This window comes from Cyanobium gracile PCC 6307 (assembly GCF_000316515.1).
GTDB classification, from domain to species: domain Bacteria; phylum Cyanobacteriota; class Cyanobacteriia; order PCC-6307; family Cyanobiaceae; genus Cyanobium; species Cyanobium gracile.
In genome coordinates, this window is record NC_019675.1 from 1 (window position 1) to 22,892 (window position 22,892).

General features: G+C 69.7%; 23 protein-coding genes. 5 read left to right on the top strand and 18 right to left on the bottom strand.

Annotated elements, in window-relative coordinates:
* Positions 1 to 56 precede the first annotated feature (56 nt).
* Positions 57 to 1,493, top strand: coding sequence for a chromosomal replication initiator protein DnaA (gene dnaA, locus CYAGR_RS00005; protein WP_015107681.1), 1,437 nt, complete (start codon positions 57 to 59; stop codon positions 1,491 to 1,493).
* 3 nt (positions 1,494 to 1,496) lie between these two features.
* Here the strand turns inward: dnaA and cbbX are convergent, their stop codons facing one another.
* From cbbX to CYAGR_RS00085, 16 genes are all read right to left on the bottom strand, one after another.
* Positions 1,497 to 2,465, bottom strand: coding sequence for a CbbX protein (cbbX, locus tag CYAGR_RS00010; RefSeq protein WP_015107682.1), 969 nt, complete (start codon positions 2,463 to 2,465; stop codon positions 1,497 to 1,499).
* Positions 2,452 to 2,697, bottom strand: coding sequence for a 4a-hydroxytetrahydrobiopterin dehydratase (locus CYAGR_RS00015; RefSeq protein ID WP_015107683.1), 246 nt, complete (start codon positions 2,695 to 2,697; stop codon positions 2,452 to 2,454). The genes cbbX and CYAGR_RS00015 overlap by 14 nt, the downstream gene beginning before the upstream one ends.
* A gap of 15 nt (positions 2,698 to 2,712) precedes the next feature.
* Positions 2,713 to 3,873 carry a CO2 hydration protein gene (locus tag CYAGR_RS00020; protein WP_015107684.1) on the bottom strand — a complete coding sequence of 387 codons (1,161 nt, stop codon included), beginning with the start codon at positions 3,871 to 3,873 and terminating at the stop codon, positions 2,713 to 2,715.
* The gene (locus CYAGR_RS00025; protein ID WP_015107685.1) at positions 3,870 to 5,402 is read right to left on the bottom strand and encodes an NADH-quinone oxidoreductase subunit M; all 1,533 of its coding nucleotides are present in this window, start codon (positions 5,400 to 5,402) and stop codon (positions 3,870 to 3,872) included. Before CYAGR_RS00025 ends, CYAGR_RS00020 begins: the two co-directional genes overlap by 4 nt.
* 7 nt (positions 5,403 to 5,409) lie before the next feature.
* On the bottom strand, positions 5,410 to 7,254 hold the full coding sequence (locus tag CYAGR_RS00030) for an NAD(P)H-quinone oxidoreductase subunit F (RefSeq protein WP_015107686.1): 1,845 nt from the start codon (positions 7,252 to 7,254) through the stop codon (positions 5,410 to 5,412).
* A 13-nt stretch (positions 7,255 to 7,267) separates the two neighbouring features.
* Positions 7,268 to 7,735, bottom strand: coding sequence for a ferritin-like domain-containing protein (locus CYAGR_RS00035; protein WP_015107687.1), 468 nt, complete (start codon positions 7,733 to 7,735; stop codon positions 7,268 to 7,270).
* A 5-nt stretch (positions 7,736 to 7,740) separates the two neighbouring features.
* Positions 7,741 to 8,403 carry an alpha-carboxysome major shell protein CsoS1 gene (csoS1, locus tag CYAGR_RS19330; protein ID WP_015107688.1) on the bottom strand — a complete coding sequence of 221 codons (663 nt, stop codon included), beginning with the start codon at positions 8,401 to 8,403 and terminating at the stop codon, positions 7,741 to 7,743.
* Positions 8,404 to 8,453: 50 nt separating this feature from the next.
* Positions 8,454 to 8,705, bottom strand: coding sequence for a carboxysome peptide B (locus CYAGR_RS00045; protein ID WP_015107689.1), 252 nt, complete (start codon positions 8,703 to 8,705; stop codon positions 8,454 to 8,456).
* On the bottom strand, positions 8,705 to 9,007 hold the full coding sequence (gene csoS4 / locus CYAGR_RS00050) for an alpha-carboxysome shell vertex protein CsoS4 (protein WP_015107690.1): 303 nt from the start codon (positions 9,005 to 9,007) through the stop codon (positions 8,705 to 8,707). The genes CYAGR_RS00045 and csoS4 overlap by 1 nt, the downstream gene beginning before the upstream one ends.
* A 2-nt stretch (positions 9,008 to 9,009) precedes the next feature.
* Positions 9,010 to 10,548 (bottom strand): carboxysome shell carbonic anhydrase, encoded by a 1,539-nt coding sequence (locus CYAGR_RS00055; RefSeq protein ID WP_015107691.1) that lies wholly within the window; start codon positions 10,546 to 10,548, stop codon positions 9,010 to 9,012.
* A gap of 7 nt (positions 10,549 to 10,555) precedes the next feature.
* Positions 10,556 to 12,928, bottom strand: coding sequence for an alpha-carboxysome scaffolding protein CsoS2 (gene csoS2, locus CYAGR_RS00060; RefSeq protein ID WP_015107692.1), 2,373 nt, complete (start codon positions 12,926 to 12,928; stop codon positions 10,556 to 10,558).
* Between the two features lie 72 nt (positions 12,929 to 13,000).
* Positions 13,001 to 13,342, bottom strand: a complete 342-nt coding sequence (locus tag CYAGR_RS00065) for a ribulose bisphosphate carboxylase small subunit (protein WP_015107693.1) — start codon at positions 13,340 to 13,342, stop codon at positions 13,001 to 13,003.
* Between the two features lie 101 nt (positions 13,343 to 13,443).
* Positions 13,444 to 14,856 carry a form I ribulose bisphosphate carboxylase large subunit gene (locus CYAGR_RS00070; protein ID WP_015107694.1) on the bottom strand — a complete coding sequence of 471 codons (1,413 nt, stop codon included), beginning with the start codon at positions 14,854 to 14,856 and terminating at the stop codon, positions 13,444 to 13,446.
* A 51-nt stretch (positions 14,857 to 14,907) separates the two neighbouring features.
* Positions 14,908 to 15,219 (bottom strand): alpha-carboxysome major shell protein CsoS1, encoded by a 312-nt coding sequence (gene csoS1, locus CYAGR_RS00075; RefSeq protein ID WP_015107695.1) that lies wholly within the window; start codon positions 15,217 to 15,219, stop codon positions 14,908 to 14,910.
* Between the two features lie 211 nt (positions 15,220 to 15,430).
* The gene (locus CYAGR_RS00080; protein WP_015107696.1) at positions 15,431 to 15,712 is read right to left on the bottom strand and encodes a P-II family nitrogen regulator; all 282 of its coding nucleotides are present in this window, start codon (positions 15,710 to 15,712) and stop codon (positions 15,431 to 15,433) included.
* Positions 15,713 to 15,780: 68 nt separating this feature from the next.
* The gene (locus CYAGR_RS00085) at positions 15,781 to 16,797 is read right to left on the bottom strand and encodes a sodium-dependent bicarbonate transport family permease (protein ID WP_015107697.1); all 1,017 of its coding nucleotides are present in this window, start codon (positions 16,795 to 16,797) and stop codon (positions 15,781 to 15,783) included.
* 204 nt (positions 16,798 to 17,001) lie between these two features.
* On the opposite strand from CYAGR_RS00085, the gene CYAGR_RS00090 reads away from it, so the two are divergent.
* Positions 17,002 to 17,634 (top strand): non-canonical purine NTP pyrophosphatase, encoded by a 633-nt coding sequence (locus tag CYAGR_RS00090; protein WP_051016968.1) that lies wholly within the window; start codon positions 17,002 to 17,004, stop codon positions 17,632 to 17,634.
* A 27-nt stretch (positions 17,635 to 17,661) separates the two neighbouring features.
* On the opposite strand, the gene CYAGR_RS00095 is transcribed toward CYAGR_RS00090, so the two are convergent.
* Both CYAGR_RS00095 and CYAGR_RS00100 read right to left on the bottom strand, forming a co-directional pair.
* Positions 17,662 to 18,462, bottom strand: coding sequence for a BMC domain-containing protein (locus CYAGR_RS00095; protein ID WP_015107699.1), 801 nt, complete (start codon positions 18,460 to 18,462; stop codon positions 17,662 to 17,664).
* 238 nt (positions 18,463 to 18,700) lie between these two features.
* A complete protein-coding gene (locus tag CYAGR_RS00100; RefSeq protein WP_043325213.1) occupies positions 18,701 to 19,135 on the bottom strand; it encodes an oxygen-binding di-iron domain-containing protein in 435 nt (144 codons plus the stop codon).
* Between the two features lie 141 nt (positions 19,136 to 19,276).
* Here CYAGR_RS00100 and CYAGR_RS19450 point away from each other — a divergent pair, with 141 nt between their 5' ends.
* The 3 genes from CYAGR_RS19450 (at position 19,277) to CYAGR_RS00115 (ending at position 22,878) form a co-directional block, all read left to right on the top strand.
* Positions 19,277 to 19,801, top strand: a complete 525-nt coding sequence (locus tag CYAGR_RS19450; protein WP_015107700.1) for a hypothetical protein — start codon at positions 19,277 to 19,279, stop codon at positions 19,799 to 19,801.
* Positions 19,802 to 19,904: 103 nt separating this feature from the next.
* Positions 19,905 to 21,185, top strand: coding sequence for a ferredoxin:protochlorophyllide reductase (ATP-dependent) subunit N (locus CYAGR_RS00110; RefSeq protein WP_051016971.1), 1,281 nt, complete (start codon positions 19,905 to 19,907; stop codon positions 21,183 to 21,185).
* 7 nt (positions 21,186 to 21,192) lie between these two features.
* Complete coding sequence (locus CYAGR_RS00115) at positions 21,193 to 22,878, top strand: ferredoxin:protochlorophyllide reductase (ATP-dependent) subunit B (RefSeq protein WP_015107702.1); 1,686 nt, start codon at positions 21,193 to 21,195, stop codon at positions 22,876 to 22,878.
* The last annotated feature ends 14 nt before the right edge of the window (positions 22,879 to 22,892 follow it).

Sequence of the window (22,892 nt, forward strand, 5' to 3'; positions counted from 1 at the left end):
AGACGAACCCCCGGGCCTGGGATGCCTATATTCGGCCATCGCGTCGTGGACTCCTGGTGCAGCAGGGTGATCAGCTGTGGCACCGGGTGAGCCAGGATCTTCAGGGCAGGCTCAGCAAGCCCACCTATGAGACCTGGATCCGTCAGGCCCGTTGCCGCGACTACGCCGACGGCCTGCTGCGCCTCGAGGCCCCCAACAGCTTCGCCTGCGGCTGGCTGCGCAAGAACTATCTGGTCATGATCGCGGCGGTGGCCAGCGAGCACGCCGGCCGGCAGGTGCGGGTGGAGGTGGAGGTGGCCCCCGATGCCGAACCCCTGGGCGGGCCCCCGGAGCTGGTGGGCGAGAACGGCGCAGGCCCTGCCACGCTCCCGCCGGTCGCGACCCCCGAGCGGCCGCAGGCCTCTGCGGCCAGCGGTGCCGCCCACGCTGCCGCCCGGCCCCTGCCCGTCCAGCAGCGCCCCGGGGCGGGCCTGAACACCCGCTACGTGTTCAACCGATTCGTGGTGGGCGCCAACAGCCGCATGGCCCATGCCGCTTCCCTGGCGGTGGCCGAGGCCCCGGGCCGGGAGTTCAACCCCCTGTTCATCTGCGGCGGTGTGGGGCTGGGCAAGACCCACCTGATGCAGGCCATCGGCCACTACCGGCTGGAGATCGACCCGGAGGCGCGGGTGTTCTATGTGAGCACCGAGACCTTCACCAATGACCTGATCCAGGCGATCCGCAAGGACGGCATGCAGGCCTTCCGGGATCGCTACCGGGCCGCCGACCTGATCCTGGTGGATGACATCCAGTTCATCGAGGGCAAGGAGTACACCCAGGAGGAGTTCTTCCACACCTTCAACGCCCTGCACGAGGCCGGCCGCCAGATCGTGATCGCCAGCGACCGGCCCCCCAGCCAGATCCCACGGCTGCAGGAGCGGCTGATCTCCCGCTTCTCGATGGGGCTGATCGCCGACATCCAGATCCCCGATCTCGAGACCCGGATGGCGATCCTGCACAAGAAGGCGGAGGCGGAGCAGGTGGCCCTGCCCCGGGAGCTGATCCAGTACATCGCCGGTCGCTTCACCTCCAACATCCGCGAACTCGAAGGGGCCCTCACCCGGGCGGTGGCCTTCGCCTCGATCACGGGCCTGCCGATGACCGTGGAGTCGCTCGCCCCGATGCTCGATCCGGTCGGCAACGAGGTGGCGGTCACCCCCCAGCAGGTGCTGGAGAAGGTGGCCGAGGTGTTCGAGGTGCGCATTGAGGAGATGCTCAGCCCCAGCCGCAAGCGGGCCGTCAGCCAGTCCCGTCAGGTGGGCATGTACCTGATGCGCCAGAACACGAATCTGTCGCTGCCGCGCATCGGCGAAGCCTTCGGCGGCAAGGATCACTCCACGGTGATGTACGCGGTGGAGCAGGTGGAGAAGAAGCTCAGCAGCGATCCCGCCCTGGCCCGGCGGGTGCAGCAGGTGCGGGACCTTCTGCAGATCGCCTGCCGCCAGCGCCGCTGAGCATCAGCCCGCGCCGGTGAGGGGCCGGGCCGGATCCAGCCCCTCCACCTCCCCATGGAACACTCGGCTGGCGATGATGTCGTCGGCCTCGATCGTCATCAGGTCGGTCTTGGAGAGGGCCCGTCCCATGCCGCTGAACAGGCGGTTGGCCTGGCGCATCCGCGCCCGGTCGATGGCGTTGCGGATCGAGCGGGCATTGGCGAAGAAGGGCAGCTGCATGCGGCGCTGGATGTACTCCGCGAAGGCGGCGGCCGCCTCGGGGCTGAAGCGGTAGTTCTCCGCCGCCAGGATCAGCTGGGCGATCGCCAGCAGCTCGATGGCGGAGTAGTCGGGGAAGTCGATGTGGTTCGCCACCCGCGAGGAGAGGCCCGGGTTGCTCTGGTAGAAGATGTCCATCCGCTCCTTGTAGCCGGCGAAGATCACCACCAGATCGTTGCGGTTGTTCTCCATCACCTGCAGCAGGATCTCGATCGCCTCGGCGCCGTAGTCCCGCTCGTTCTCCGGCCGGTAGAGGTAGTAGGCCTCGTCGATGAACAGCACGCCGCCCATCGCCTTCTTGAGCATCTCCCGGGTCTTGGGGGCGGTGTGGCCGATGTACTGGCCCACCAGATCGTCGCGGGTGGCCGTCACCACATGGCCCTTGCGGACATATCCGAGGCCGTGCAGGATCTTCGACATCCGCGCCGCCACCGTCGTCTTGCCGGTGCCGGGCCGGCCGGTGAACGACATGTGCAGGCTGGGGGGCGCCGTGTCCAGGCCCACCTGGGTGCGGGCCCGGTTGATCACCAGCAGGGCGGCGATTTCCCGGATCCTGGCCTTCACCGGCCGCAGACCGATCAGTTCCCGGTCGAGCTGGTCGAGCACCTCCTTGATGCCGGCGGCGTCGTAGGCCGCCCGCAGATCCACCAGCGTCGTCTCCTGGGGCGCGGCACCGTCTCCCCCGTCGGACGCGGCGCCCTCAGAGGAGACCATCGATGGCCCGCGCGAAGGTTTCCTCCGGTTCGCCGATGGGGTCCTCGTCGGCTTCGGCGCGCACGGTGAGGTTCACGTAGGTGCGCCCGAAGCTGATGTCGGGGAAGCGACCCTCCTGCTCCGAGAGGCCGTTGAGGCGCTCCAGGAACACGCGGGTGCGTTCGTAGTCGTCGAACTCGATGCGGCGCTCGAGCCGATCGGGTCGGGGCCGACGGGTCCAGGGCTGATCCATGGGTCTGACCCTAGATCAGCCCGGATCGTCGAGGCAGTCGGTGCGGGCCACGCAGAGGCGGGCGGCCCAGGCGGCGGCGTGGGCCCGGTTGGCGGCCTGTTCCGTCGGCGCGTCGGTGCCGAGCGGGTGGGGGAAGGTGCCGGCGATGGCCGCGTTGGTGACGCAGAACATCGCCTTCTGGAAACTCATGCAGATCTTCACCCGCATGTCGCCATCGCCGCGGATGCCGGCCAGATAGCGGTTGCGCAGCCGCTCGGGGAGGTGGCGGTACATGTCCTGCATCAGCAGGCTGGGCGGGATGCCCGATCCCATGGTGGGCAGCGGATCGGCGTAGAGGGCGCCGTACATGAACTTGGCCTGGTCGGGGGAGATCTGCTGGGCCTGGGCGTTGAAGGACACCGTGCCGAGGAACGGGGTGCCGCGCAGGAACACCGCCTCCACGTAGGGCACGGCCACATCCCCTAGGAAGGTCAGACCGGCCTCGGGGGGAAGCACCCAGAAGCGGCGGTCGCCAATCTCCACCGCGTAGGTGATCGGCGCCCCCGCCGCCGCCACCAGGCCCTCCTTGATGAAGGCCACCACCGCCGCGATCGAATCGATGCGCCCGTCCCGCTCGGCCCGGGCCAGATTGAGGAACAGATCGCTCATCACCCGCCAGAACTGGCCGAGGGCATGGGTGGTGGCGGCCGAGCGGATCAGTTCGCTGAGGAACTGCGGGAACAGAGGGTTGAGCGCCGCCAGCAGGGGATCGCGCCGGGTCTTGCGGGCGACGATGGCGGCGCAGTTGGCCGCGAACGCTTCGCTGTCAAGATAGGCATCGAGGCCGCCGGTGCCGTGCCAGAGCATCGCCTTCTGGCAGTACTCCGCGTATTCGAAGTTGATCCGATCGTGCAGCAGGTGGCGCCAGATCTTCGCCGGGCTGAGGTCGCCATCGAGGAAGCGGAACACCGGGAAGGGGTTCAGGAACTGCTTCTCGGCCTGGTGGATGAGATTGATGCTGTAGGCATCCAGCACCTCGCCGTAGCTCTCCAGCACGTCCACCACCTGGAGCAGGTGATCGGGGGACTCGGCCAGCAGGGTGTGTCCGGCCAGCAGGGTCTCCACCAGATCGCTGCTGGTGGGGCGCCCCCCGGCGTAGGTGAGGGGCGGCTTGGGGGAGCGGGGGATCGGTCTCATGACACCAGCCCTCCCCCCTGGAGGGCCGCCACCATCGCCGGCAGCTGGGCCATGGCGGTGGTGGCCTGTTCGCTGAGCCGGCCCAGGCCGAAGGGCAGCACCCCCAGGGCCACCACGCCGCTGGCCAGGGCCAGGGCGGGCAGTGTTTCCCGCAGGGCCACCGCCGGCAGCCGCACCTCCAGGCGGGAGTCCGCCACCGGATCCCCGCTCGGGGGGGTCACCGCCAGGCGGCCGAAGAAGGCCCGGTTCACCAGCAGCAGGAAGTACACCGCCGTCAGACCCGAGCCCACCATGCACAGCAGGGTGGCCAGCGGGAAGGCGCCCAGGCTGCCGCGGAACACCAGGAATTCGGAGATGAAGCCCGCCATGCCGGGCATGCCGGCGCTGGCCATCACCCCCAGGATCATCAGGGTGCCGGTGAACGGCAGGCCCCGCTCGGGGTTGAGCAGGCCCCGCAGCACTTCCAGGTCCCGGGTGCGGGTCTTGCGGTAGACGATGCCCACCAAAAGGAACAGCAGGGCGGAGATCAGCCCGTGGCTGACCATCTGGAAGACAGCCCCCAGCATGCTGACCGGCGTGGCCGCCGCCGCCGCCAGCAGGATGTAGCCCATGTGGCCCACCGAGCTGTAGGCCACCATCCGCTTCATGTCCCGCTGGGCGATGGCCGCCAGGGAGCCGTACAGCACCGACACCGCCGCCCAGCCCGCCAGAGCGGGGGCCAGCAGGGCCCAGGCCTCGGGGAACATCCCCAGGCAGAAGCGCAGCAGGCCGTAGGTGCCCAGCTTCAGCAGCACCCCCGCCAGCAGCACCGACACCGGCGTGGAGGCCTCGGTGTGGGCGTCGGGCAGCCAGGTGTGGAACGGCACCAGGGGGATCTTGATGGCGAAGCCGATCAGCAGCGCCCCCAGCAGCGCCAGCTGGGTGCCCATGCCCAGCTGGTCGGTGGTCACCGGGTTGATGCTGAAATCCGCCTGGCCGGTGAACAGGGAGAGGCCGAGGAAGGCGCCCAGGATCAGCACTCCGGAGACGGCCGTGAAGATCAGGAACTTGGTGGCGGCGTAGCCCCGGTTGGCGCCGCCCCAGATGGAGATCAGCAGCCAGAGGGGAATCAGCTCCAGCTCATAGAAGAGAAAGAACAGCAGCAGGTTTTCGGAAAGGAACGCCCCGTTGACGGCCCCGCTGATCGTCAGCAACAGGGCGAAGTAGAGGCGGGGGCGCTGGCTGAGGTCGCGGGTGCAGATCCCCGACACCAGGGTGAGGGCGGCGTTCACCAGCACCAGGGGCATGGCCAGGCCATCGACGCCCAGGCGGTAGTCGAGGCCGATGCTGTCGACCCAGGCGAAGGACTCCTGCAGCTGCAGGCCCGCCTGGCCGGGGTCGAAGGCCAGCAGCACCCGCAGGCTCCAGAGCAGCTGCAGGCCCAGCAGGGCCAGGGCGGCGCGGCGGATGCGCTCGGTGGCCAGTTCGCCCGGCCAGCAGAGCAGGCCGAGGGCGCCGGCGAAGGGAATCAGCAGCAGGGCGCTCAGCATGGTCCGCTCAGCCCCCCAGCCAGAAGAGGCTGCCGACCAGCAGCACGATCGCGGCCACCACGGTGAAGACGTAGGTCTGCAGCCGGCCGCTCACCCCCAGCTTGAGGCTCTCGGCCGAGCCCATCGAGACCGCGGCGATGCGGTTGACCATGCCGTTGACCACCAGCTGGTCGAAGCCGTTGGTGATCCGGGCCAGGCCGGCCACGAAGGCCACGATCGTGGCCCGGTAGATGCGGTCGGTGTAGAAGTCGAAGGCCAGCAGGTCCTGCAGGACCCGTAGGGGCCGCAGCACGGAGCGGGACCAGAAGGTGTCCAGCGGGACCAGGCTGCCGACCAGCAGGCCGGCCAGGCCGCTGCCCACCAGGGCCAGGGCGGTGCCGCTCGAGAAGGCGCCGATGCCCGGAACCCGGTCGATGCGGGCCATCACCAGGGGCGTCACCAGGACGAGCACGGCGACGGTGACCATGGGCAGGGCCATCAGCCAGTTGACTTCCGGCGTCCGCCGGGTCTTGGGGTGGGGTGCACCCAGGAACACCTGGCGGTAGACCCGGGTGAGGTTGAGGGCCGTCAGGGCGTTGGTGAGCAGCACCACGGCGGCGAAGAACGGGGCCCGGGAACCCAGACCTTCCACCATCAGGCCGAAGCTCCAGAAGCAGCCGAGGGGGAGCAGGCCGGTGAGGCCGGCGGCCCCCACCAGGAAGCCGGTGGTGGTGGCGGGCATGCGGGAGCCGAGGCCGCCCAGTTCGGTGAGGTCCTGGCAGTTGGTGGTGGCGATCACGCTGCCGACGCTCATGAACAGCACGGCCTTGGCCAGGGCATGGGAGAAGAGCAGCAGCAGGGCGATGAAGGGCTGCTGCAGGGCGATGGCGATGAACACCAGCCCCAGGTAGGAGGTGGTGGAGTAGGAGCAGGCCCGCTTCAGGTCGACCTGGGAGATGGCCACCAGGGCGCCGCCGATGGCACTGATGGTGCCCACCGCCAGCAGCACGTCGATGGCCACCGGCGAGATCAGCAGCACAGGCATCACCTTCAGGAGCACCACCGCCCCGCAGGTCACCACCACGGAATTGCGCAGGATCGAGGCCGGATTCGGCCCCTCCATCGCCTCATCCAGCCAGAGGTGCATCGGGAACTGGGCGCATTTGCCCATCGGCCCGGCGATGAGGGCCAGGCCCAGCAGGGTGGCCCCGAGGGCCGGCAGAGTCCCGTTGGCCGACCAGGCGTAGAGGTCGTTGAACTCCAGCGATCCGGCCCAGGCCGACAGCGTCACCACCCCCATCAGCAGCAGCACATCCCCCACCCGCTTGGTGAGGAAGGCATCGCGGGCGGCGGTCACCACCAGCGGCTGGGCGTACCAGAAGCCCACCAGCAGGTAGGTGGAGAGGGTGAGCATCTCTAGCAGGAAATAGCTCATGAACAGGTTGCTGCTCAGCACCACCCCGGCCATGGCCCCCTCGAAGAAGCCCACCAGGGCATAGAAGCGCGCGAGGGACCACTCCTTGTCGAGGTAGCCGAGGGCGAACACCTGCCCCACCAGGCTCAGGCCGGTCACCAGCTCCAGGGCCGCCAGGTTGGTGAGGGACAGATCGAAGCCGATGCGCAGATCCAGGTCGGCCGCCGAGAACCAGGCGATGTCGAGGTGCTGGGGACCGAGCTCCAGCACGGCGCGCAGCACCAGGCTGCCGTGCAGCACCGCCAGCAGGGTGACCAGCAGGTTGAGGTAGGCGGCCGGACGGGGGCCGTTGCGCTTCACCCAGCCCGCCGCCCAGGGCAGCGACAGCAGCATGCCGCTGAACCCGTAAAGGGGAATCAGCCAGCTGAGCTGGATCGACAGGGGAAGGGGGTCCGGCAAAGGGGGAGCGACGTCAGAAGGTGGCCCGTTGCAGGGCCCTGGACGGGACGGCGGCAAGGCTGCCGATCCAGGCCGCCAGATCCTCCCCATGCTGCTGTTCTTCGTCCCGCAGGGCACGGAAGAAGGACGCATTGTTGCCATCGCCGATCAGCAGGCAGAAACGCATCGCTTCGCCGTAGTGCTGGATCAGGTCCTCCTCGAGGACGGCATTGAGACGCAGCAGACCCTCCAGGTCGGCGGCGTGGGCGACCGGCCGCAGCTGGGAGGCGGCGGGGGCCACCCCCAGCTGCAGCATGCGCTGCACCAGCCGTTCGGCGTGCCGCATCTCCTCGACGGTCTCCTGGCGGAACCGTTCGGCGGCACTGGTGTCGCCCCAGAGCTCCACCAGGGAGGCCTGGGTCATGTACTGCTGCACGGCGGACAGCTCCAGACTCAACGCGCGGCCCAGGTAGCCGAGGACGCGCGGATGGGCGGCGTCCATGGGGATCAGCCCCTGCGGCCGACGCCGGAGGCCGCCAGGGCCGGCTCCACCTCGCTGTGGGGACGGGCAATGATGTGGGCCGCCACCAGGCCGTCGCCAACCCGCTCGCAGGCATCGGCGCCGGCGCGCACGGCGGCGTTCACGGCGCCGGTCTCACCGCGCACCATGACGGTGACGTAGCCGCCACCGACGAACTCGCGGGCGATCAGGGTGACTTCCGCGGCCTTGGTCATGGCGTCGGCCGCCTCGATCGCCGGCACCAGGCCCCGGGTTTCGATCAGACCGAGGGCGATGCCGTGGATGGTGGGGGCCATGGAGGGGGTACGGGGAGTGGGGGTCTTGGGGGGGGTGCCGGCACCGCCGCTGCCGCGGCGGCTGGGGCTCGAGGCGCTGGAGCGCTGGCTGGCCGGAGCGGCGGGCTTGGCGGTGGTCCGGCGCGGCTGCCGGGTCGTCGGGCTGGAGCGGGCCGCCCGTGGGGCCCGGGTGGCGGCCGCCGGCTTGGGGTCCGCCGGCTTGGCCACCGCCGCCGGTGGCAGGGCCGGCGGGCTGCCGCCTCCGGCCGCCCCCCCGGCCGCCGCTGCCGGAGGGGAGGCCGGTGCCCCCGATGGAGGGGCCGGTGCCGGCGTGGGGGTGGCGTCGGGACCGGAGCGGGGGGTGCGGCTGGCCATGGGACGGGCGGGGGGAGGAGGAACGGGCGTGGAAGCGATGGCAGGGGCGCCTACCCGTCCGGTTCCCAGAAGTCGATGATGCCGCCGATGGTGAGGTCGGTGTGCGTTTCGGGGTTGCCGCAGGCGAAGCGGGCGGCCGAACCGCTGGCGGTGAAGACCCAGTTGCCCGGGGAGGCACCGACCGGATCGACGGCGACGCTGAGCTTGCCTTTGGTGCTGCGCAGCACCCGCAGGTTCCAGTGCTCGAGGCCGGGCACCCGCTGGGTGCAGACCAGGGAGCCGGTGACCTGCATGATCTCCATCAGGCTTGTCCTCCCTGGGGTGCCGGCGCACCGGAAGGAGGCGGGGTGGCCTTGCCAGCGTCGGGGTCCCAGTGGTCGATGATCCCCACGATCGTGAGGTCGCTGGGATAGGACTTGTTGCCCGCCGCCTCGCGGGCGGCGGAGCTGCCCACGCAGATCACCCAGTCGCCCGGGATGCAGCCCACCGCGTCGACGGCCACCTTCTGGGTGCTGCCGTCCTGGACCACCTGCAGGTGCTTGTGCTCGAAATCGGGGATGCGGTTGGTCGAGACCAGGGGTTTGACCACCTTGCAGATCAACATGGTCAGTGCCCTCCTGCGGTGGTGAGGCTGATCGTGGAACCTACCGCCTCGGCGGGCGTGTGGCGCTCCTGATCGCGCACGGTGAGCAGGGCATGGAGCAGGCCCTGGGCGAAGAGGTCGGCGTAGCGGTTCTCGATGGCCTCCTGCACCCGCTGGGCATGGCGCACGGCCCGCTCCCGGGCGCCGGGCACCTTGCCGTTGTAGTCGAAGCGGACCACCACGGGCACCGGCAGGCCCCGGGAGACGTTGAGGCCCTTGAAGATCTTCACCCCCACGTCCATGTCGGGGGCGCCTTCCTCGACCGTGTCCATGTAGGCGAAGTAGGTGAGGTTGCGCAGGTGGATCTCCTTGAAGCCGATGCCCACACCGATGAATCGCTCGGCATGGCCCGCATCGGCGTAGTGGCCGTCGTGGTACCGGCGCACGTAGTCGATCTGGGAGATGTTGTGCTCCAGCAGCCGGGCGATCAGCCGCACCATGCCGGGATCGGGGACGGAGGCTGCGGCGGCCTCCGCCAGTTCGGCGATCCGGCGCCGCGCCTCTTCGGGGTGCAGGTGGCGCGTGGCCTCGTACACCGTGGCGGCATCGAGCCACTGATCCAGGCGGGTGCTGCCGTCCATGCCCGGCACGTGCACCCGGATGGCGTCGGTGTCGGTGTCGATCCCCAGCAGCAGCAGGTCGACGGAGGCGCCGCAGCAGAAGCTGTTCTCCACGGCCTGCTGGAAGTCGATCAGCCGCTGGCGGCCGCAGCTGGCCGCCAGGGCGTCGTCACTGCCGTGGGCGGCACAGCCCTCGTGGGTCGGGTCGAGGGAACTGAAGTGGTAAAGCACCACCTTCAGGTAACGGGTGTCGTCGTGGGCGGGGTTGGGAACGCCCTCCCGGTAGCGGCGGTGCTCGGTCTTGACCCAGCGGTTGACCGTGTTCTCCACATCGAACAGGGCCCCGGCATGGGGACGGCGCCGTATCGAGCTGAACGGCAGCCGCAGGGCGAAGGCGATGGCATGGGCCAGGCGACCGTCGGCGCAGGGCGTCACATCCAGCAGGTGGAAGCCGCAGGAGAGCAGGAAGGCGTTGAAGTCCTCGGCGGCGGCGCTGCCGGGCTGGCCCCGCAGTGGATCGTCGCGGAAGAAGCTGTCGCTGGTCTGTTCGTAGGTCTCGAAGACGCACCAGGCGAACAGGCTGCGCATGTCGAGCTGGCTGACCCAGGCTTTCTCCAGGATCGGCAGGGGCAGGCTGAAGCCCAGCTCCGCCTGGGCCAGGGCCTGGGCCCGCTCCACGAAGTCATCCTCGTGCTGCAGGGCGGAGAGCCGCTTGAGCACGGGCACGATCCGATCGAAGGCGTCCTTGACGCCACGGTCGTAGCTCTCGAGCGCGGCATTGGCCGCGTGGTCGGTGAGCGGATGGGGGCTGCCGGTGGCTCCCTGGCCCAGCCGCACCGCCGCCAGGCGCCGGGAGAGGTCGGCGCCGGAGGGGGCATCGGGCCGGCGCCGGGGGGCTCTCGGAGCGAGGGGACGGATCGTGGGGGCCGGGCGGCGGGGCATCAGGGGTTCAGCCGCGGGCTCCGCCGGAGACCGTGATCAGGGAGCCGGCGCTGGTGCTGCCGCTGGATCCGGTGATCTTGTTGGTGGGCTCGGGCACGGCCTCGTTGCGCTTGTTCTGGAAGCCGGGCATCGCCGACATCGGGCCGACGCGGCTGGGGTTGCGGCGGCGGGCCGAAGCGCCTTCGGTGCCGGTGACGTGCTTGCCCCGATCCCAGTCATCGCCGGTGATGTTGAGGCCGGCGGAAATGCCCTCGCCGGTGACCCGGGAGGTGGGACGGGCGTCTTCGTCGACGGTCACCGGAGCTGCCGCCGCCGGCGGGCGCAGCCGCACCCGCTCCTGGCTGGGACGGTCGAAGCGGAACTGCTCGGTGCCGGTCACCTTGTCGGCGGCCATGTCGAAGGGGCCGGTGATGCGGTTGCCCTGCTCGTAGCTGTTGCCGGTGACGCCACCGGGCCGCTGGCGGGCGCTCTGGGCGGCCCGGGCCGGCGACTGGACGCTGAACTGCTGCCAGGGCTGGGCGCTGAGGGGCTGGGGAAAATCGGCGTCCTCCCGGGTGGCGGCCCCGCAGGCCTCGGCCATCTGGTCGCCGCCGATGTAGGGGGTGCCGGTGATGTCCTCGCAGGCGCCGCGCTCGGCACCGGTCATGACGCCGCCGATGCCGGGCTGGATGCCGGTCATCACGGTGCCCATGCGCACCGGGGTGCGCTGGCGGATCTCGCTCAGCCGGTCGGAGGAGCACCAGGTGCCGGCCTGCTCCATGCCGGCGTAGGGAGTGCCGGTGACGGCCTTGCAGGTGCCGGGCTCATCGCCGGTGACCTTCTCGGAGCGGCCGGTGCGGGTGCCGCTGACCACCAGCGCCTTGTTGGTGACGCTGAAGCCCACCTTGGGGGCTTCCGGCGCCGGTTTGGTGCCGCAGAACTGTTCGTACTGCTGGGTGCCGATGTATTCGTCGCCGGTGACCAGGCGGCAGGAGCCCGGTTCGTCGCCGGTGACGTGCTCGCTGCGGCCCACATGGGTGCCGGTGATGCCGGTGCCCCGCAGGGTGTGCAGGCTGCTGACCTTGGCGGGGGCGCGGCCGGGTACCTGGGACTGGTCGCCCACGTACTGGGTGCCGGTGAGCTGGCGATGGGCGCCGGGCTCGTTGCCGGTGACCCGCTCGGAGCGTTCCACGATCACCCCGGAGACCGGGCGGCCGGCGGAGGTGCGGGTCAGACCCACCTTGCGGGGGGAGGGGGTGGTGGTGCCGCACCAGGCGGTGCTCTGGTTGGCGGAGATGTACTCGGTGCCGGTGACGTTCTTGCAGGTGCCGGGCTCGTCGCCGGTGACCTTCTCGGAACGGCCCACTTCGTTGCCCGTCACCCGGTTGCCGTGGCTGGTGGCGCTGACCCGCACCTTGGCGGGCTGGAGGGGGGTGGGATCGCTCTGGCAGAAGGTGCGGAAGATCTCGGCGCCCAGGTATTCGGTGCCGGTGACCGGCCGGCAGGTGCTGGCCTCGTTGCCGGTGGTCTTGAGGGAGCGGTTGGCCTGGGTGCCGGTGACCACCTGGCCGCGGACCGTCTCGCTCACCCCCACCTTCCAGTGGGCATCGGCGGCGGCATCGATCTTGGCCTGGCCGCGACGCGGGCCGGTGGGGCGGGAGCCGCCGCTGCGGGAGCTGCCGGCGGAGCCCACCTTGCACTTGAGCTCCCGCACCTTCTGGGCCAGCTCGCGGCTGCTCATGTCCGGGTTGGATTGGCGGGCCACCGAGGCGGCGACGGAGCTGGTGGGGGCGCTGGCGGACTTGCCCCGTTTGGAGAGGGCTTCGCGGCGTGCCATGACGATGGCCCGGCTGGGGTTGTGCTGGGCGGTGCGCTTGGGGGTGCCGTTGCGGCGCTCCCCGGTGCGGGCGTTGCGGTTGGCCAGCGATGCCCCCAGGCCGGAGGACGCGGCGGCGGGTGCAGCGGTGGGGGCCGGGCTGGCGACCACGGCGGGGGTGGCGGGGGCGCTGGGCCTGGTGGCGCGCATCACCTCTTGGCGGGTGCGGTCGCTGGAGGTGTCGGCCCGCTTGCCGCGGCGGGAGAGGGCTTCACGGCGCTCCAGCACCAGGTTCCGGCTGGGGTTCGCCAACGGCTTGGCGTTGCTGCGATGGCCGGAGACCGATGTGGAGGACAGGGAGGTGGAAGCGCCCCGGCGCGGGGCGGCGCTGACGCGGGAGGGGGACGGGGCCGGGGCCGGCGTGGCCGGGGCGGGACTCACGGCCTCGGTGCGGCTGCGCTGGGCATCGGCGGCCGTGCGCACCCGTCCCGGGGAGGACATGAACTGGGCGGAGGCTTTCTTGCCGCCGTTGGTGAGGGCCTTGCGGCGCTCCAGAGCTGCTTCCCGACTGGTGGTTCTGGCCATGTCCGCCCCGTGAATGGATGATCAAATGTGATGGATCCCGACCGCCGGCCGGGATCCGCTGTGGTCGCTGAATCAGCGGCCTTCGAACACGACGAAGCAGGCGCCCTGGCTCTGGGTGTAGGCGTCGTAACCGACGAGGCGCACGTGGTGGTCGGGGTAGGCCCGGTGGCAGGACTCCAGTTCGTTGACGATCACACCGAGATCCTTCTCACCGAAGAAGGGCAGCTTCCAGTACGACCAGTAGGTGGCCATGGAGCGGCTGGGGTGGACGTGCTCGACCAGGGGACTCCAGCCCTGGGCAATGATGTAGGCGATCTGGTCGTAGATCTCGTCCTGGGTCATCGGCGGGAGGAAGCCGAAGGTCTCCAGGGTGGCGACTGTTTGATAGTCACCCACGGTGCTCTTGAAGGGCATGGGGATCCTTGTGGGGAATGGGTTGGGGAACCCGGCCCCGCCGAGCGTGGGTGGGAGCACCCTCGGTCAGCGGTGGCAGGGCATGGGGCCGGAATGTCGGATCAGCCGACGTCGAGCTTGTCGACGGTGTCGAACTCGAACTTGATTTCCTTCCAGGTCTCGAGGGCGATGGCCAGCTCGGGGCTGTGCTTGGCGGCTTCCGTGAGGATGTCGCGGCCTTCCTTCTCGATCTCGCGGCCGGCGTTGCGGGCCTTGACGCAGGCTTCGAGGGCCACCCGGTTGGCGGCGGCGCCGGCGGCCGAACCCCAGGGGTGACCGTGGGTGCCACCACCGAACTGGAGCACGGAGTCGTCACCGAAGATGGCGACCAGGGCGGGCATGTGCCACACGTGGATGCCGCCGGAGGCCACGGCGAAGACGCCGGGCATCGAACCCCAGTCCTGATCGAAGAAGTTGCCGCGGGTGCGGTCTTCGGGAATGAAGGATTCGCGCAGCTGGTCGATGAAGCCCAGGGTGGTCTGACGGTCACCCTCGAGCTTGCCCACCACGGTGCCGGTGTGCAGCTGGTCGCCGCCGGAGAGGCGCAGGCACTTGGCCAGCACCCGGAAGTGGATGCCGTGCTTGGGATGGCGGTCGATCACCGCGTGCATGGCGCGGTGGATGTGGAGCAGCATGCCGTTCTTGCGGCACCACTTCGACAGACCGGTGTTGGCGGTGAAGCCACCGGTGATGTAGTCGTGCATGATGATCGGCTGCCCGAGTTCCTTGGCGAACTCGGCCCGCTCGTACATCTCCTCGGGAGTGGCGGCGGTGCAGTTGAGGTAGTGCCCCTTCTTCTCGCCGGTTTCTTCCTGGGCAAGCTGGACGGCTTCGGCCACGAACTCAAAACGGTTCTGCCAGCGCTGGAAGGGCTGGGAGTTGATGTTCTCGTCGTCCTTGGTGAAGTCGAGACCGCCGCGGAGGCATTCGTAGACCACCCGGCCGTAGTTCTTGCCGGACAGGCCCAGCTTCGGCTTGATGGTGCAACCCAGCAGGGGACGGCCGTACTTGTTCATCCGGTCGCGTTCGACGTGGATGCCGTTCGGCGGGCCGGGGCAGGTCTTGATGAAGGCCATCGGGAAGCGGATGTCTTCCAGGCGCAGGTGGCGCAGGGCCTTGAAGCCGAACACGTTGCCCACCAGGGAGGTGAGCACGTTGGTCACGGAGCCTTCCTCAAACAGGTCGAGGGGGTAGGCGATGAACGCGTAGAAGGACTCCTTGTCACCAGGGACGTCTTCGATGCGGTAGCAGCGGCCCTTGTAGAAGTCGAGATCGGTGAGGAGCTCGGACCACACAGTGGACCAGGTGCCGGTGGAGGACTCGGCGGCCACGGCGGCAGCCACCTCTTCCTTGGGCACACCTTCCTGGCCGGTGCACTTGAAGCAGGCCAGCAGGTCGGTGTCGAGGGGGACGTAATCGGGAGTCCAGTAAGTGTCGCGGTACTCCTTGACCCCGGCGTCGTACTTCTTGCTCATGGGATTGTTCGGATGGGTTCGGATGGAAAACTCAGAGGGTCAGCCGACCGCTCAGTCCTTCGATCCCAGGCCGAAGCTGCTGTTCAGCGCCGGCTCCACCTCGCGGTGGGGACGGGCGATGATGTGGGCGGCCACCAGGCCGTCGCCCACCCGCTCGCAGGCATCGGCGCCGGCACGGACGGCGGCGTTCACGGCACCGGTTTCACCCCGCACCAGGACGGTCACGTAGCCGCCACCGACGAATTCGCGACCGATGAGGCGCACCTCGGCGGCTTTGGTCATGGCGTCCGCCGCTTCGATGGCGGGCACCAGACCGCGTGTCTCGATCATGCCGAGGGCGATGCCCATGGTTTCGTTTGCCATTACCTGCTCCTGGAGGAGGGGGGTGGAATGTTCGCCTGCAACCTTGCTCCTCCGTCAAACCCTCCGTCAAGCGATTGGGAGCCGGGCGGCCATCAAGGTTTTCGGATCGGCTGATAAGGGCAGCTGATCAGTGCAACACAAAAAGCAAGCTTTGCTTGATCGCCGCCGCGCTGCGCACCATCTCCGTCGGCCCGGCACCCGTCCCGGCGGCTCAGAGCGGCTCGGCGCTGGAGACGAAGCCCACCCCGCCGTAGCGCTTCAGCAGGGGTCGCAGGGCGGTGCCCACCGCGCCGAGCAGCTCGTCCTCCACGAACACGATCACGTGGGCATTGGCCCCCAGCCCGCTGAAATCCATCGCTTCGGAGATCTCACCCGAGGGACCCATGCCGGTGACATGCCGCATCACCGAATAGCCCTTCGCCCCGGCCGCAGTGATGGTGCGGCAGACACGGTTCAGTTCCCGCTCGCTGAGAAAGAGATCAATGCGCTTCATGGGAAGGGGGCGACGGGTCGGCAGGGGGGGGCGACGGTTCGGCGAGGGTCGGCCTGGGGGGGCCGGGTTCAGCCGAGCGGAATGAACTGGCGGGTCAGGGCCATGTAGAGCGGAATCCCGATCACCACATTGAAGGGGAAGGTGAGACCCAGGGCGGTGGAGATGTAGAGGCTGGGGTTCGCCTGCGGAACGGTCATGCGCATCGCCGCCGGCACGGCGATGTAGGAGGCGCTGGCGCAGAGCACCATGAACAGCAGGGTGTTTCCCTGGCTCAGGCCCAGAAGGGCGCTCACCAGCAGCCCCAGCAGGGCGTGCAGAGGAGGGGCCAGCAGGGAGAAGCCGATCAGGAACGCCCCCGCCTGCCTGAGGTCCCGCAATCGCTGGGCCGCGACGATGCCCATGTCGAGAAGGAAGAAACAGAGGGCTCCGTAGAAGAGTTTCTCCGTGAAGGGATCCATCTTCGCCAGACCGGCCGGACTGAAGGCCGCCACCACGTAACCAATCACCAGGCTGCCGATCAGCAGGTACACCGAGCCGTTCAGAAAGGCCTCCTGGAGAATCTCCTTCCAGCGCAGACTGCCGCCGCCGTTCTGTTGATCTCCGCCGATCTCCGCATCCTCCGCGGGGGCCGACAGCCTGGCCAGGATCACCCCCACCACGATCGCCGGTGATTCCATCAGCGCCAGCGCTGCCACCATGAAGCCGTCGAAGTTCACCTCAACGACGTTGAGGAAGCTTTCGGCGGTGATGAAGGTGACGGCACTGATCGAGCCGTAGGAGGCGGCGATGGCGGCGGCGTTGTAACCGTCGAGGCGCAGCCGCAGGAACAGGAAGCTGGTCAGCGGCACCAGCAGCGACATCGCCACCGCCGCCCCGATCGTCAGCAGGACCTGGGGGCCCAGGCCGCTGTGGGCCAGCTCCATGCCCCCCTTGAAGCCGATCGCCAGCAGCAGATAGAGGGAAAAGAGCTTGGGCAGCGGCGAGGGGATCTCCAGGTCGGAGCCCACCAGCACCCCCAGGATGCCCAGGAAGAAAAAGAGAACCGGCGCGGAGAGAAGGTTCTGTAGGACCAGGCTCGACTGCATCGCCCTCCGGCGCCCAAAGGGTGGAGGCAACTTAGGGACGAATCCGGGCCTGGGTCGTCACCGGTCGCGCAACGTTGTCCGGTCCTTCCGTCCGATTGGCGGCGAATTCCCTATCGTCCGCCCGGGGCAGGAACCCTGGAGTTTTCCGGGGGTGGAATGTTCAACCCGTCCTGCCCCACCCCTTCCCCACCGCGCTGCACCACAATGGGGCCCCTCCGTGGGCCCGGCTTGTCCCTTCCCCCTTCCTCCCCGGTGCTGGTGATCGCCAGCGGCAACCCGCACAAGGTGGCCGAGATCACGGCCATGCTTGAGGGGGTCGGTCCGGAGGCGGGGCTGCAGGTGCGCCAGCAGCCCAAGGGCTTGGAGATCGAGGAGACGGGCCTCACCTATGCGGAGAATGCGCGCCTCAAGGCCTCCACAGTGGCTGCGCTCACCGGCTGCTGGTCGCTGGCCGACGATTCCGGCCTGGAGGTGGATGCCCTCGATGGCCGCCCCGGTCTGCACTCGGCCCGCTACGCCCCCACCGACCACGAGCGGATCCACCGGCTGCTGCACGAGCTCGGCGATTCCCTCTACCGGGGCGGCACCTTCGTCAGTGCCATGGCCCTGGCCGATCCCACCGGTGCGGTGGTGCTGGAGTCGGAGGGGGTCTGCCGGGGGCTGATCCTGCGGGAGCCCTCCGGCCATGGCGGCGGCTACGACCCGATCTTCCATGTGCGGGAGGCGGGCTGCAGCTATGCCGCGATGGGCGAGCACCTCAAGAGCCGGCTCGGCAGCCGCGGCAAGGCCGCCCGGGCGATGGCCCCTGGCCTCAAGCGGCTGCTGGGGCTGGCCTGAGCCGGCCGGGTGGCGATGCGGCGGCGCTCAGCCGCGGGCACCGGCGTTGATCTGGGCCACGGCCCGCATGGCGGCGGCGGCGGCCTCCTCCACATCGCCCTCCTTGCCCGCCAGGGTGAGGCGGCCGAAGGCCCCCACCGCCTTGACGTCCACCACGGTGATGTTGGAGCTCTTCTCGGCTTCGTTGGCGGCGATCAGCACATAGCCCGCCGGTTCGGTCTCGAGGATGAACATGCTCATCCCGGCCTGGATCATCGAGCCGCGGCGGTTCTGGCGGTTGATCAGCACGGCGTGGTCTGGGGTGATCGCCCGGATGATCTCGGTCCAGGTGACCTCGCAGCGGCTGCGCAGCTCCACCCGGCTGGCGATGGCCTCCAGGACCACGTCGCCGGAGTGGAGCACGTTGCTCTGGTCGCGGTGGTACAGGGCCAGGGAGCCGAAGGCCCGCTCCACCACCATCTGGCCGAGCCGCACCGTGCTGGCCTTGAGGGCGATGTCGGTGACCCGGTGCACCGCCATCCCCGGGGAGACCTCCAGCCAGAGGCAGGCATCACCGGGGATCGGCAGGAAGCCATGGGACACCGTGCCCATGTACGACGCCAGCTGGGGCTGGAGGGAATCCAGGAAGACGTAGGTGCGCAGTTCGATCGACTGCACATGGCTCGACTGGCGCGCCAGCCGCCGGCCTTCGCTGTCGGTGGTGATCACGCAGCTGGCCCCGGAGGCCTCGCCGCTCACATCGGTGCCGGTGATGCGCAGGTTCGCCGCCTTCCTGCGGGCGTCCGACCGGTCGTCGCGAAGGAAGGAACGGGAACTCTGTGAATCCATCACGGCGCGAGGCGCCAACCCCCGGAACACATGGTCATGGCGATCGCCGGGGTGGTTGAAGCGCCGGGATCCCTGGCCGCCGCCAGGGGCAGTCCAGAAGGGGACGGTACTCCCAGGCGGGGCGTCGGCGGGCGGTCCCGGTCCCGGTCGCGGCCGGCGGCCTTGGCGGCCTAGTGGGCCCGGTCGGCCAGCGCCATCATCCGTGGCAAGTCGGCCGTCGGCTCGGCCGCCGTCATGCTCACCCCCAGGCTGACCGTGAGGCGCCCGCCGGGGGCCTCCCCAGCACGCTGCTGTCATGGGACACCATCGCCCCGGGGAAGTGGAGGTAGGGCGTCAGCTGGAACTCGAGCCGCCGGTCCCCCGCCAGGGGCAGGGCGGCGCAGATGTCGGGCTCGCCATGGTGACAGACGAGCCAGCGGATCGCGTCCAGATCGGTGATGACGCGCAGCTTGGCCAGGGTGCCCACGATCGTGAGCGGCGAGCCCGGATCGATCAGAAGACTGGCCACACCATTGGCAAGGAAACAGCTGTGGCACTGGAAGGGGCCGTGGGCCAGCCGCACCCCCACCCAACACACACCGGAGGCGATCTCGACGGGATCCTCCCGGAGGACCGCTGTGTCGACCGAGTGGGTGGAGGCCTGGTCGCAGGGCGGATGGAGCGAACGGTCCATGGGGACGGAAGGGAAGCACCGCGCCGCGCCCGAACGGAGACACGAATGGATGCCCTCTTTCCATAGGGATCGCGTCCATCCGAACCCTTGCGACTCCGAAGGCAGCCGATACCTTCCAGTTCAACCTTTCCAGGCGCGACCATGGCCACCCGGCGCACCGCTTCCGCCCCTGCTGACGCCCCTGCCACCTCCCCCTCCGCCGGCGGCTCCTCCGCCCCCGGGGTGGCCAGCGAGACCCAGCCCCTGCGCCATCCTCTCGACCAGGACACGGTGTCCGAATGGATCACCCGGGCCCTCGATGAGGGGGTGCGGCCGGAGCAGGCCCTCGCCTTCATCGGCCTCGGCCTGATGCGGCGCATGGGCGGCGGCATCGGCGACGGCTTCGCCGACTGGAAGGATGCCGCCGAGGCGGATCACCCGGTCGATCTGGCGGCCCTGCGCCAGCGGCTCGAGATCACCGAGCTGGCCATCCGCACCGGCGCTCCCCTCAGCACCGCCGAGGTGACCCAGCTGATGGGGGCCCGGCCGGGGGCCGCGCTGGTGGAGCGGGGCGGACTCATGGCCCGCCGCCTGGGGCGCAACGTGTGGAAACTGAGCCGCAGCGCCGATGGCGAGCGGGAGGAGCGCAGCATCGGCTTCAGTGAGGGATTCCGCCGCCGCCTTTGAGCGCGGGAATCCGCACACGATCCCGAAAAGATGTAACGCACCCGGGCGCGGACCCTGCTGTCCCCGCTAGCCCATGGAGGCTCCATATCTGGCGATCCCCTCCATGGGTGTATCCGCACCACCGGCTCAGCCTCCCACCGGCAGCCTTCCCGGCGACATCCTCAAGGAGAGCGGCCAGCGGGAGGTGTTCTGCGGTCTCACCTCCATCGTCTGGCTGCACCGCCGCATGCCCGACGCCTTCTTCCTGGTGGTGGGTTCGCGCACCTGCGCCCACCTGATCCAGTCGGCGGCCGGTGTGATGATCTTCGCCGAACCCCGTTTCGGCACGGCGATCCTGGGGGAGCGTGACCTGGCAGGTCTGGCGGATGCCAACGAGGAACTGGACCGTCTGGTGAAGGATCTGCTGGAGCGCCGGCCCGAGATCCGCACCCTCTTCCTGGTGGGCTCCTGCCCCAGCGAGGTGATCAAGCTCGACCTGGCCAAGGCCGCCGAACGCCTCAACACCCAGCTGCTGGGGCGGGTGCGGGTGCTGAACTACTCCGGCAGCGGCATCGAAACCACCTTCACCCAGGGGGAGGACAACGCCCTGCTGGCCATGCTGCCCCTGCTACCCTCCTCCGATGAGGAGCAGCTGCTGATCGTGGGCACCCTGGCCGATGCGGTGGAGGATCGCTTCCGGCTGATCTTCGAGCGGCTGGGCATCGCCACGGTCCGCAGCCTGCCGCCGCGGCGCTCCACCGATCTGCCTCCCGTGGGTAAGGGAACGCGGGTGCTGCTCGCCCAGCCCTTCCTGAGTGCCACCGCCCGGGCCCTGCAGCACCGGGGCGCCACCTTGCTGAGTGCCCCCTATCCCTTCGGCGTGGAGGGCAGCCGCGACTGGATGGCCGCCGCCGCCACGGCCTTCGGCGTGCCCGCCGATCGCTTCAACGCGGTGCTCGACCCCCTGGTGGAACGGGGGCGCCGCGCCCTGGAGCCCCACCGGGAGGTCCTGGCTGGCAAGCGACTGTTCCTGCTGCCGGACTCCCAGATGGAGATCCCCCTGGCCCGGTTCCTGTCCAGGGAATGCGGCATGGAGCTGGTGGAGGTGGGCACCCCCTACCTCGACCGTCAGCTGATGGCGGCCGATCTGGCCCTGCTGCCCCCCGCCACCCAGCTCAGCGAGGGCCAGGACGTGGACCTGCAGCTGGAGCGGGTACGGGCCGCCCGCCCCGATCTGGTGCTCTGCGGCCTGGGGCTGGCCAATCCGCTCGAGGCCGAGGGCATCGCCACCAAGTGGTCGATCGAGCTGGTGTTCAGCCCGATCCACGGCTGCGACCAGGCCGGTGAACTGGCCGAACTCTTTGCCCGCCCGCTGCGGCGCCGGGCCGTGCTGCAGCTCTCCTGAGACCCCCATGGAACTGACCCTCTGGACCTACGAAGGCCCCCCCCACGTGGGAGCCATGCGCATCGCCACCTCCATGGAGGGGGTGCACTACGTGCTCCATGCCCCCCAGGGCGACACCTACGCCGATCTGCTGTTCACGATGATCGAGCGGCGGGGGCTGCGGCCCCCCGTCACCTACACCACGTTCCAGGCCAGGGATCTGGGCGGTGACACCGCCGAGCTGGTGCAGCGCTCGATCCGCCAGGCCGTCGACCGCTTCCGGCCCGAGGCACTGCTGGTGGGCGAGAGCTGCACCGCCGAGCTGATCCAGGACCAGCCCGGCGCCCTTGCCGCAGGCATGAACCTGGGCGTCCCGATGGTGAACCTGGAGCTGCCGGCCTACTCCAAGAAGGAGAACTGGGGCGCGGCCGAGACCTTCTACCAGCTGGTGCGCACCCTGCTCAAGGGCCAGATGCCGGCGCCGGGCGCGCCCAAGCCGTCCCCGTCCCGCTGGCGAGCGGAGGGTCGCCGGCCCCGGGTCAACCTGCTGGGGCCCAGCCTGCTGGGTTTCCGCTGCCGGGACGACGTGCTGGAGATCACCCGGCTGCTGGCCGAGCACGGCATCGATGTGGCGGTGGTGGCGCCCCTGGGCGCCCGGCCCGCCGATCTGATCCGCATCCCCACGGCCGATGCCAACGTCTGCCTTTATCCCGAGGTGGCGGGTCCGGTGTGCAGCTGGCTGGAGCGCAGCTTCGGCCAGCAGGTGGTGCGCACGGTGCCGATCGGGATCGGCGCCACCGCCGCCTTCCTGCGGGAACTGCACGGCGTGCTCGACCTGGCGCTGCCGGCCGAGCTGGAGGAGGTGGAGGGACAGCCGAGCGAGGCCGAGCGCCGCTCCCGGCTGCCCTGGTACTCCCGGTCGGTGGATTCCACCTACCTCACCGGCAAGCGGGTGTTCATCTTCGCCGATGCCACCCACGCCATCGCCGCCGCCCGGATCGCCTCCAAGGAACTGGGCTTCCAGGTGGTGGGCCTGGGCAGCTACAGCCGGGAGCAGGCCCGGGAGGTGCGGGCCGCCGCCGCCGAGCTGGGCCTGGAGGCCCTGATCACCGACGACTACCTCGTGGTGGAGAAGGCCATGGCCGAGGCGGCCGCGGAGCTGGTGCTCGGCACCCAGATGGAGCGCCACAGCGCCAAGCGTCTGGGCCTGCCCTGTGCCGTGATCAGCGCCCCCCTGCATGTCCAGGACGTGCCGGCCCGCTACTCCCCCCAGATGGGCTGGGAGGGGGCCAACGTGATCTTCGACTCCTGGGTGCACCCGCTGATGATGGGTCTGGAGGAGCACCTGATCGGGATGTTCCGCCACGACTTCGAGTTCGTCGACGGCCACCGCAGCCACCTGGGCGATGGCGCCCCGGCGGCGGCCTCGGGCGCCGACCCCGAGGCCCCCACGGCTCCGACGCAGGTGCCAGCCACGGTCACGGCGTCCGTCGCCACCACCGCCCCAGCACCGGGCACCACCACCGCCGGCGCCGCCGTCCGGGAAGCCCTCGAAAGCCTCTGGACCGCCGATGGTGAAGCCGAGCTCGCCAAGATTCCCTTTTTCGTGCGGGGCAAGGTGCGCAAGAACACCGAAGCCTTCGCCCGCGAACGGGGCCTGGAGAGGATCGATGCCGAGGCCCTCTATGACGCCAAGGCCCACTTCAGCCGCTGAGGGCCCTCTTCTGC

Coding starts and splice junctions, on each gene's coding strand:
- cbbX (WP_015107682.1), bottom strand. CDS start 2,465: ATGGTCTCCTCTGAGGGCGCCGCGTCCGACGGGGGAGACGGTGCCGCG.
- CYAGR_RS00015 (WP_015107683.1), bottom strand. CDS start 2,697: ATGGATCAGCCCTGGACCCGTCGGCCCCGACCCGATCGGCTCGAGCGC.
- CYAGR_RS00020 (WP_015107684.1), bottom strand. CDS start 3,873: ATGAGACCGATCCCCCGCTCCCCCAAGCCGCCCCTCACCTACGCCGGG.
- CYAGR_RS00025 (WP_015107685.1), bottom strand. CDS start 5,402: ATGCTGAGCGCCCTGCTGCTGATTCCCTTCGCCGGCGCCCTCGGCCTG.
- CYAGR_RS00035 (WP_015107687.1), bottom strand. CDS start 7,735: ATGGACGCCGCCCATCCGCGCGTCCTCGGCTACCTGGGCCGCGCGTTG.
- csoS1 (WP_015107688.1), bottom strand. CDS start 8,403: ATGGCCAGCCGCACCCCCCGCTCCGGTCCCGACGCCACCCCCACGCCG.
- CYAGR_RS00045 (WP_015107689.1), bottom strand. CDS start 8,705: ATGGAGATCATGCAGGTCACCGGCTCCCTGGTCTGCACCCAGCGGGTG.
- csoS4 (WP_015107690.1), bottom strand. CDS start 9,007: ATGTTGATCTGCAAGGTGGTCAAACCCCTGGTCTCGACCAACCGCATC.
- CYAGR_RS00055 (WP_015107691.1), bottom strand. CDS start 10,548: ATGCCCCGCCGCCCGGCCCCCACGATCCGTCCCCTCGCTCCGAGAGCC.
- csoS2 (WP_015107692.1), bottom strand. CDS start 12,928: ATGGCCAGAACCACCAGTCGGGAAGCAGCTCTGGAGCGCCGCAAGGCC.
- CYAGR_RS00065 (WP_015107693.1), bottom strand. CDS start 13,342: ATGCCCTTCAAGAGCACCGTGGGTGACTATCAAACAGTCGCCACCCTG.
- CYAGR_RS00070 (WP_015107694.1), bottom strand. CDS start 14,856: ATGAGCAAGAAGTACGACGCCGGGGTCAAGGAGTACCGCGACACTTAC.
- csoS1 (WP_015107695.1), bottom strand. CDS start 15,219: ATGGCAAACGAAACCATGGGCATCGCCCTCGGCATGATCGAGACACGC.
- CYAGR_RS00080 (WP_015107696.1), bottom strand. CDS start 15,712: ATGAAGCGCATTGATCTCTTTCTCAGCGAGCGGGAACTGAACCGTGTC.
- CYAGR_RS00085 (WP_015107697.1), bottom strand. CDS start 16,797: ATGCAGTCGAGCCTGGTCCTACAGAACCTTCTCTCCGCGCCGGTTCTC.
- CYAGR_RS00090 (WP_051016968.1), top strand. CDS start 17,002: ATGGGGCCCCTCCGTGGGCCCGGCTTGTCCCTTCCCCCTTCCTCCCCG.
- CYAGR_RS00095 (WP_015107699.1), bottom strand. CDS start 18,462: ATGGATTCACAGAGTTCCCGTTCCTTCCTTCGCGACGACCGGTCGGAC.
- CYAGR_RS00100 (WP_043325213.1), bottom strand. CDS start 19,135: ATGGACCGTTCGCTCCATCCGCCCTGCGACCAGGCCTCCACCCACTCG.
- CYAGR_RS19450 (WP_015107700.1), top strand. CDS start 19,277: ATGGCCACCCGGCGCACCGCTTCCGCCCCTGCTGACGCCCCTGCCACC.
- CYAGR_RS00110 (WP_051016971.1), top strand. CDS start 19,905: ATGGGTGTATCCGCACCACCGGCTCAGCCTCCCACCGGCAGCCTTCCC.
- CYAGR_RS00115 (WP_015107702.1), top strand. CDS start 21,193: ATGGAACTGACCCTCTGGACCTACGAAGGCCCCCCCCACGTGGGAGCC.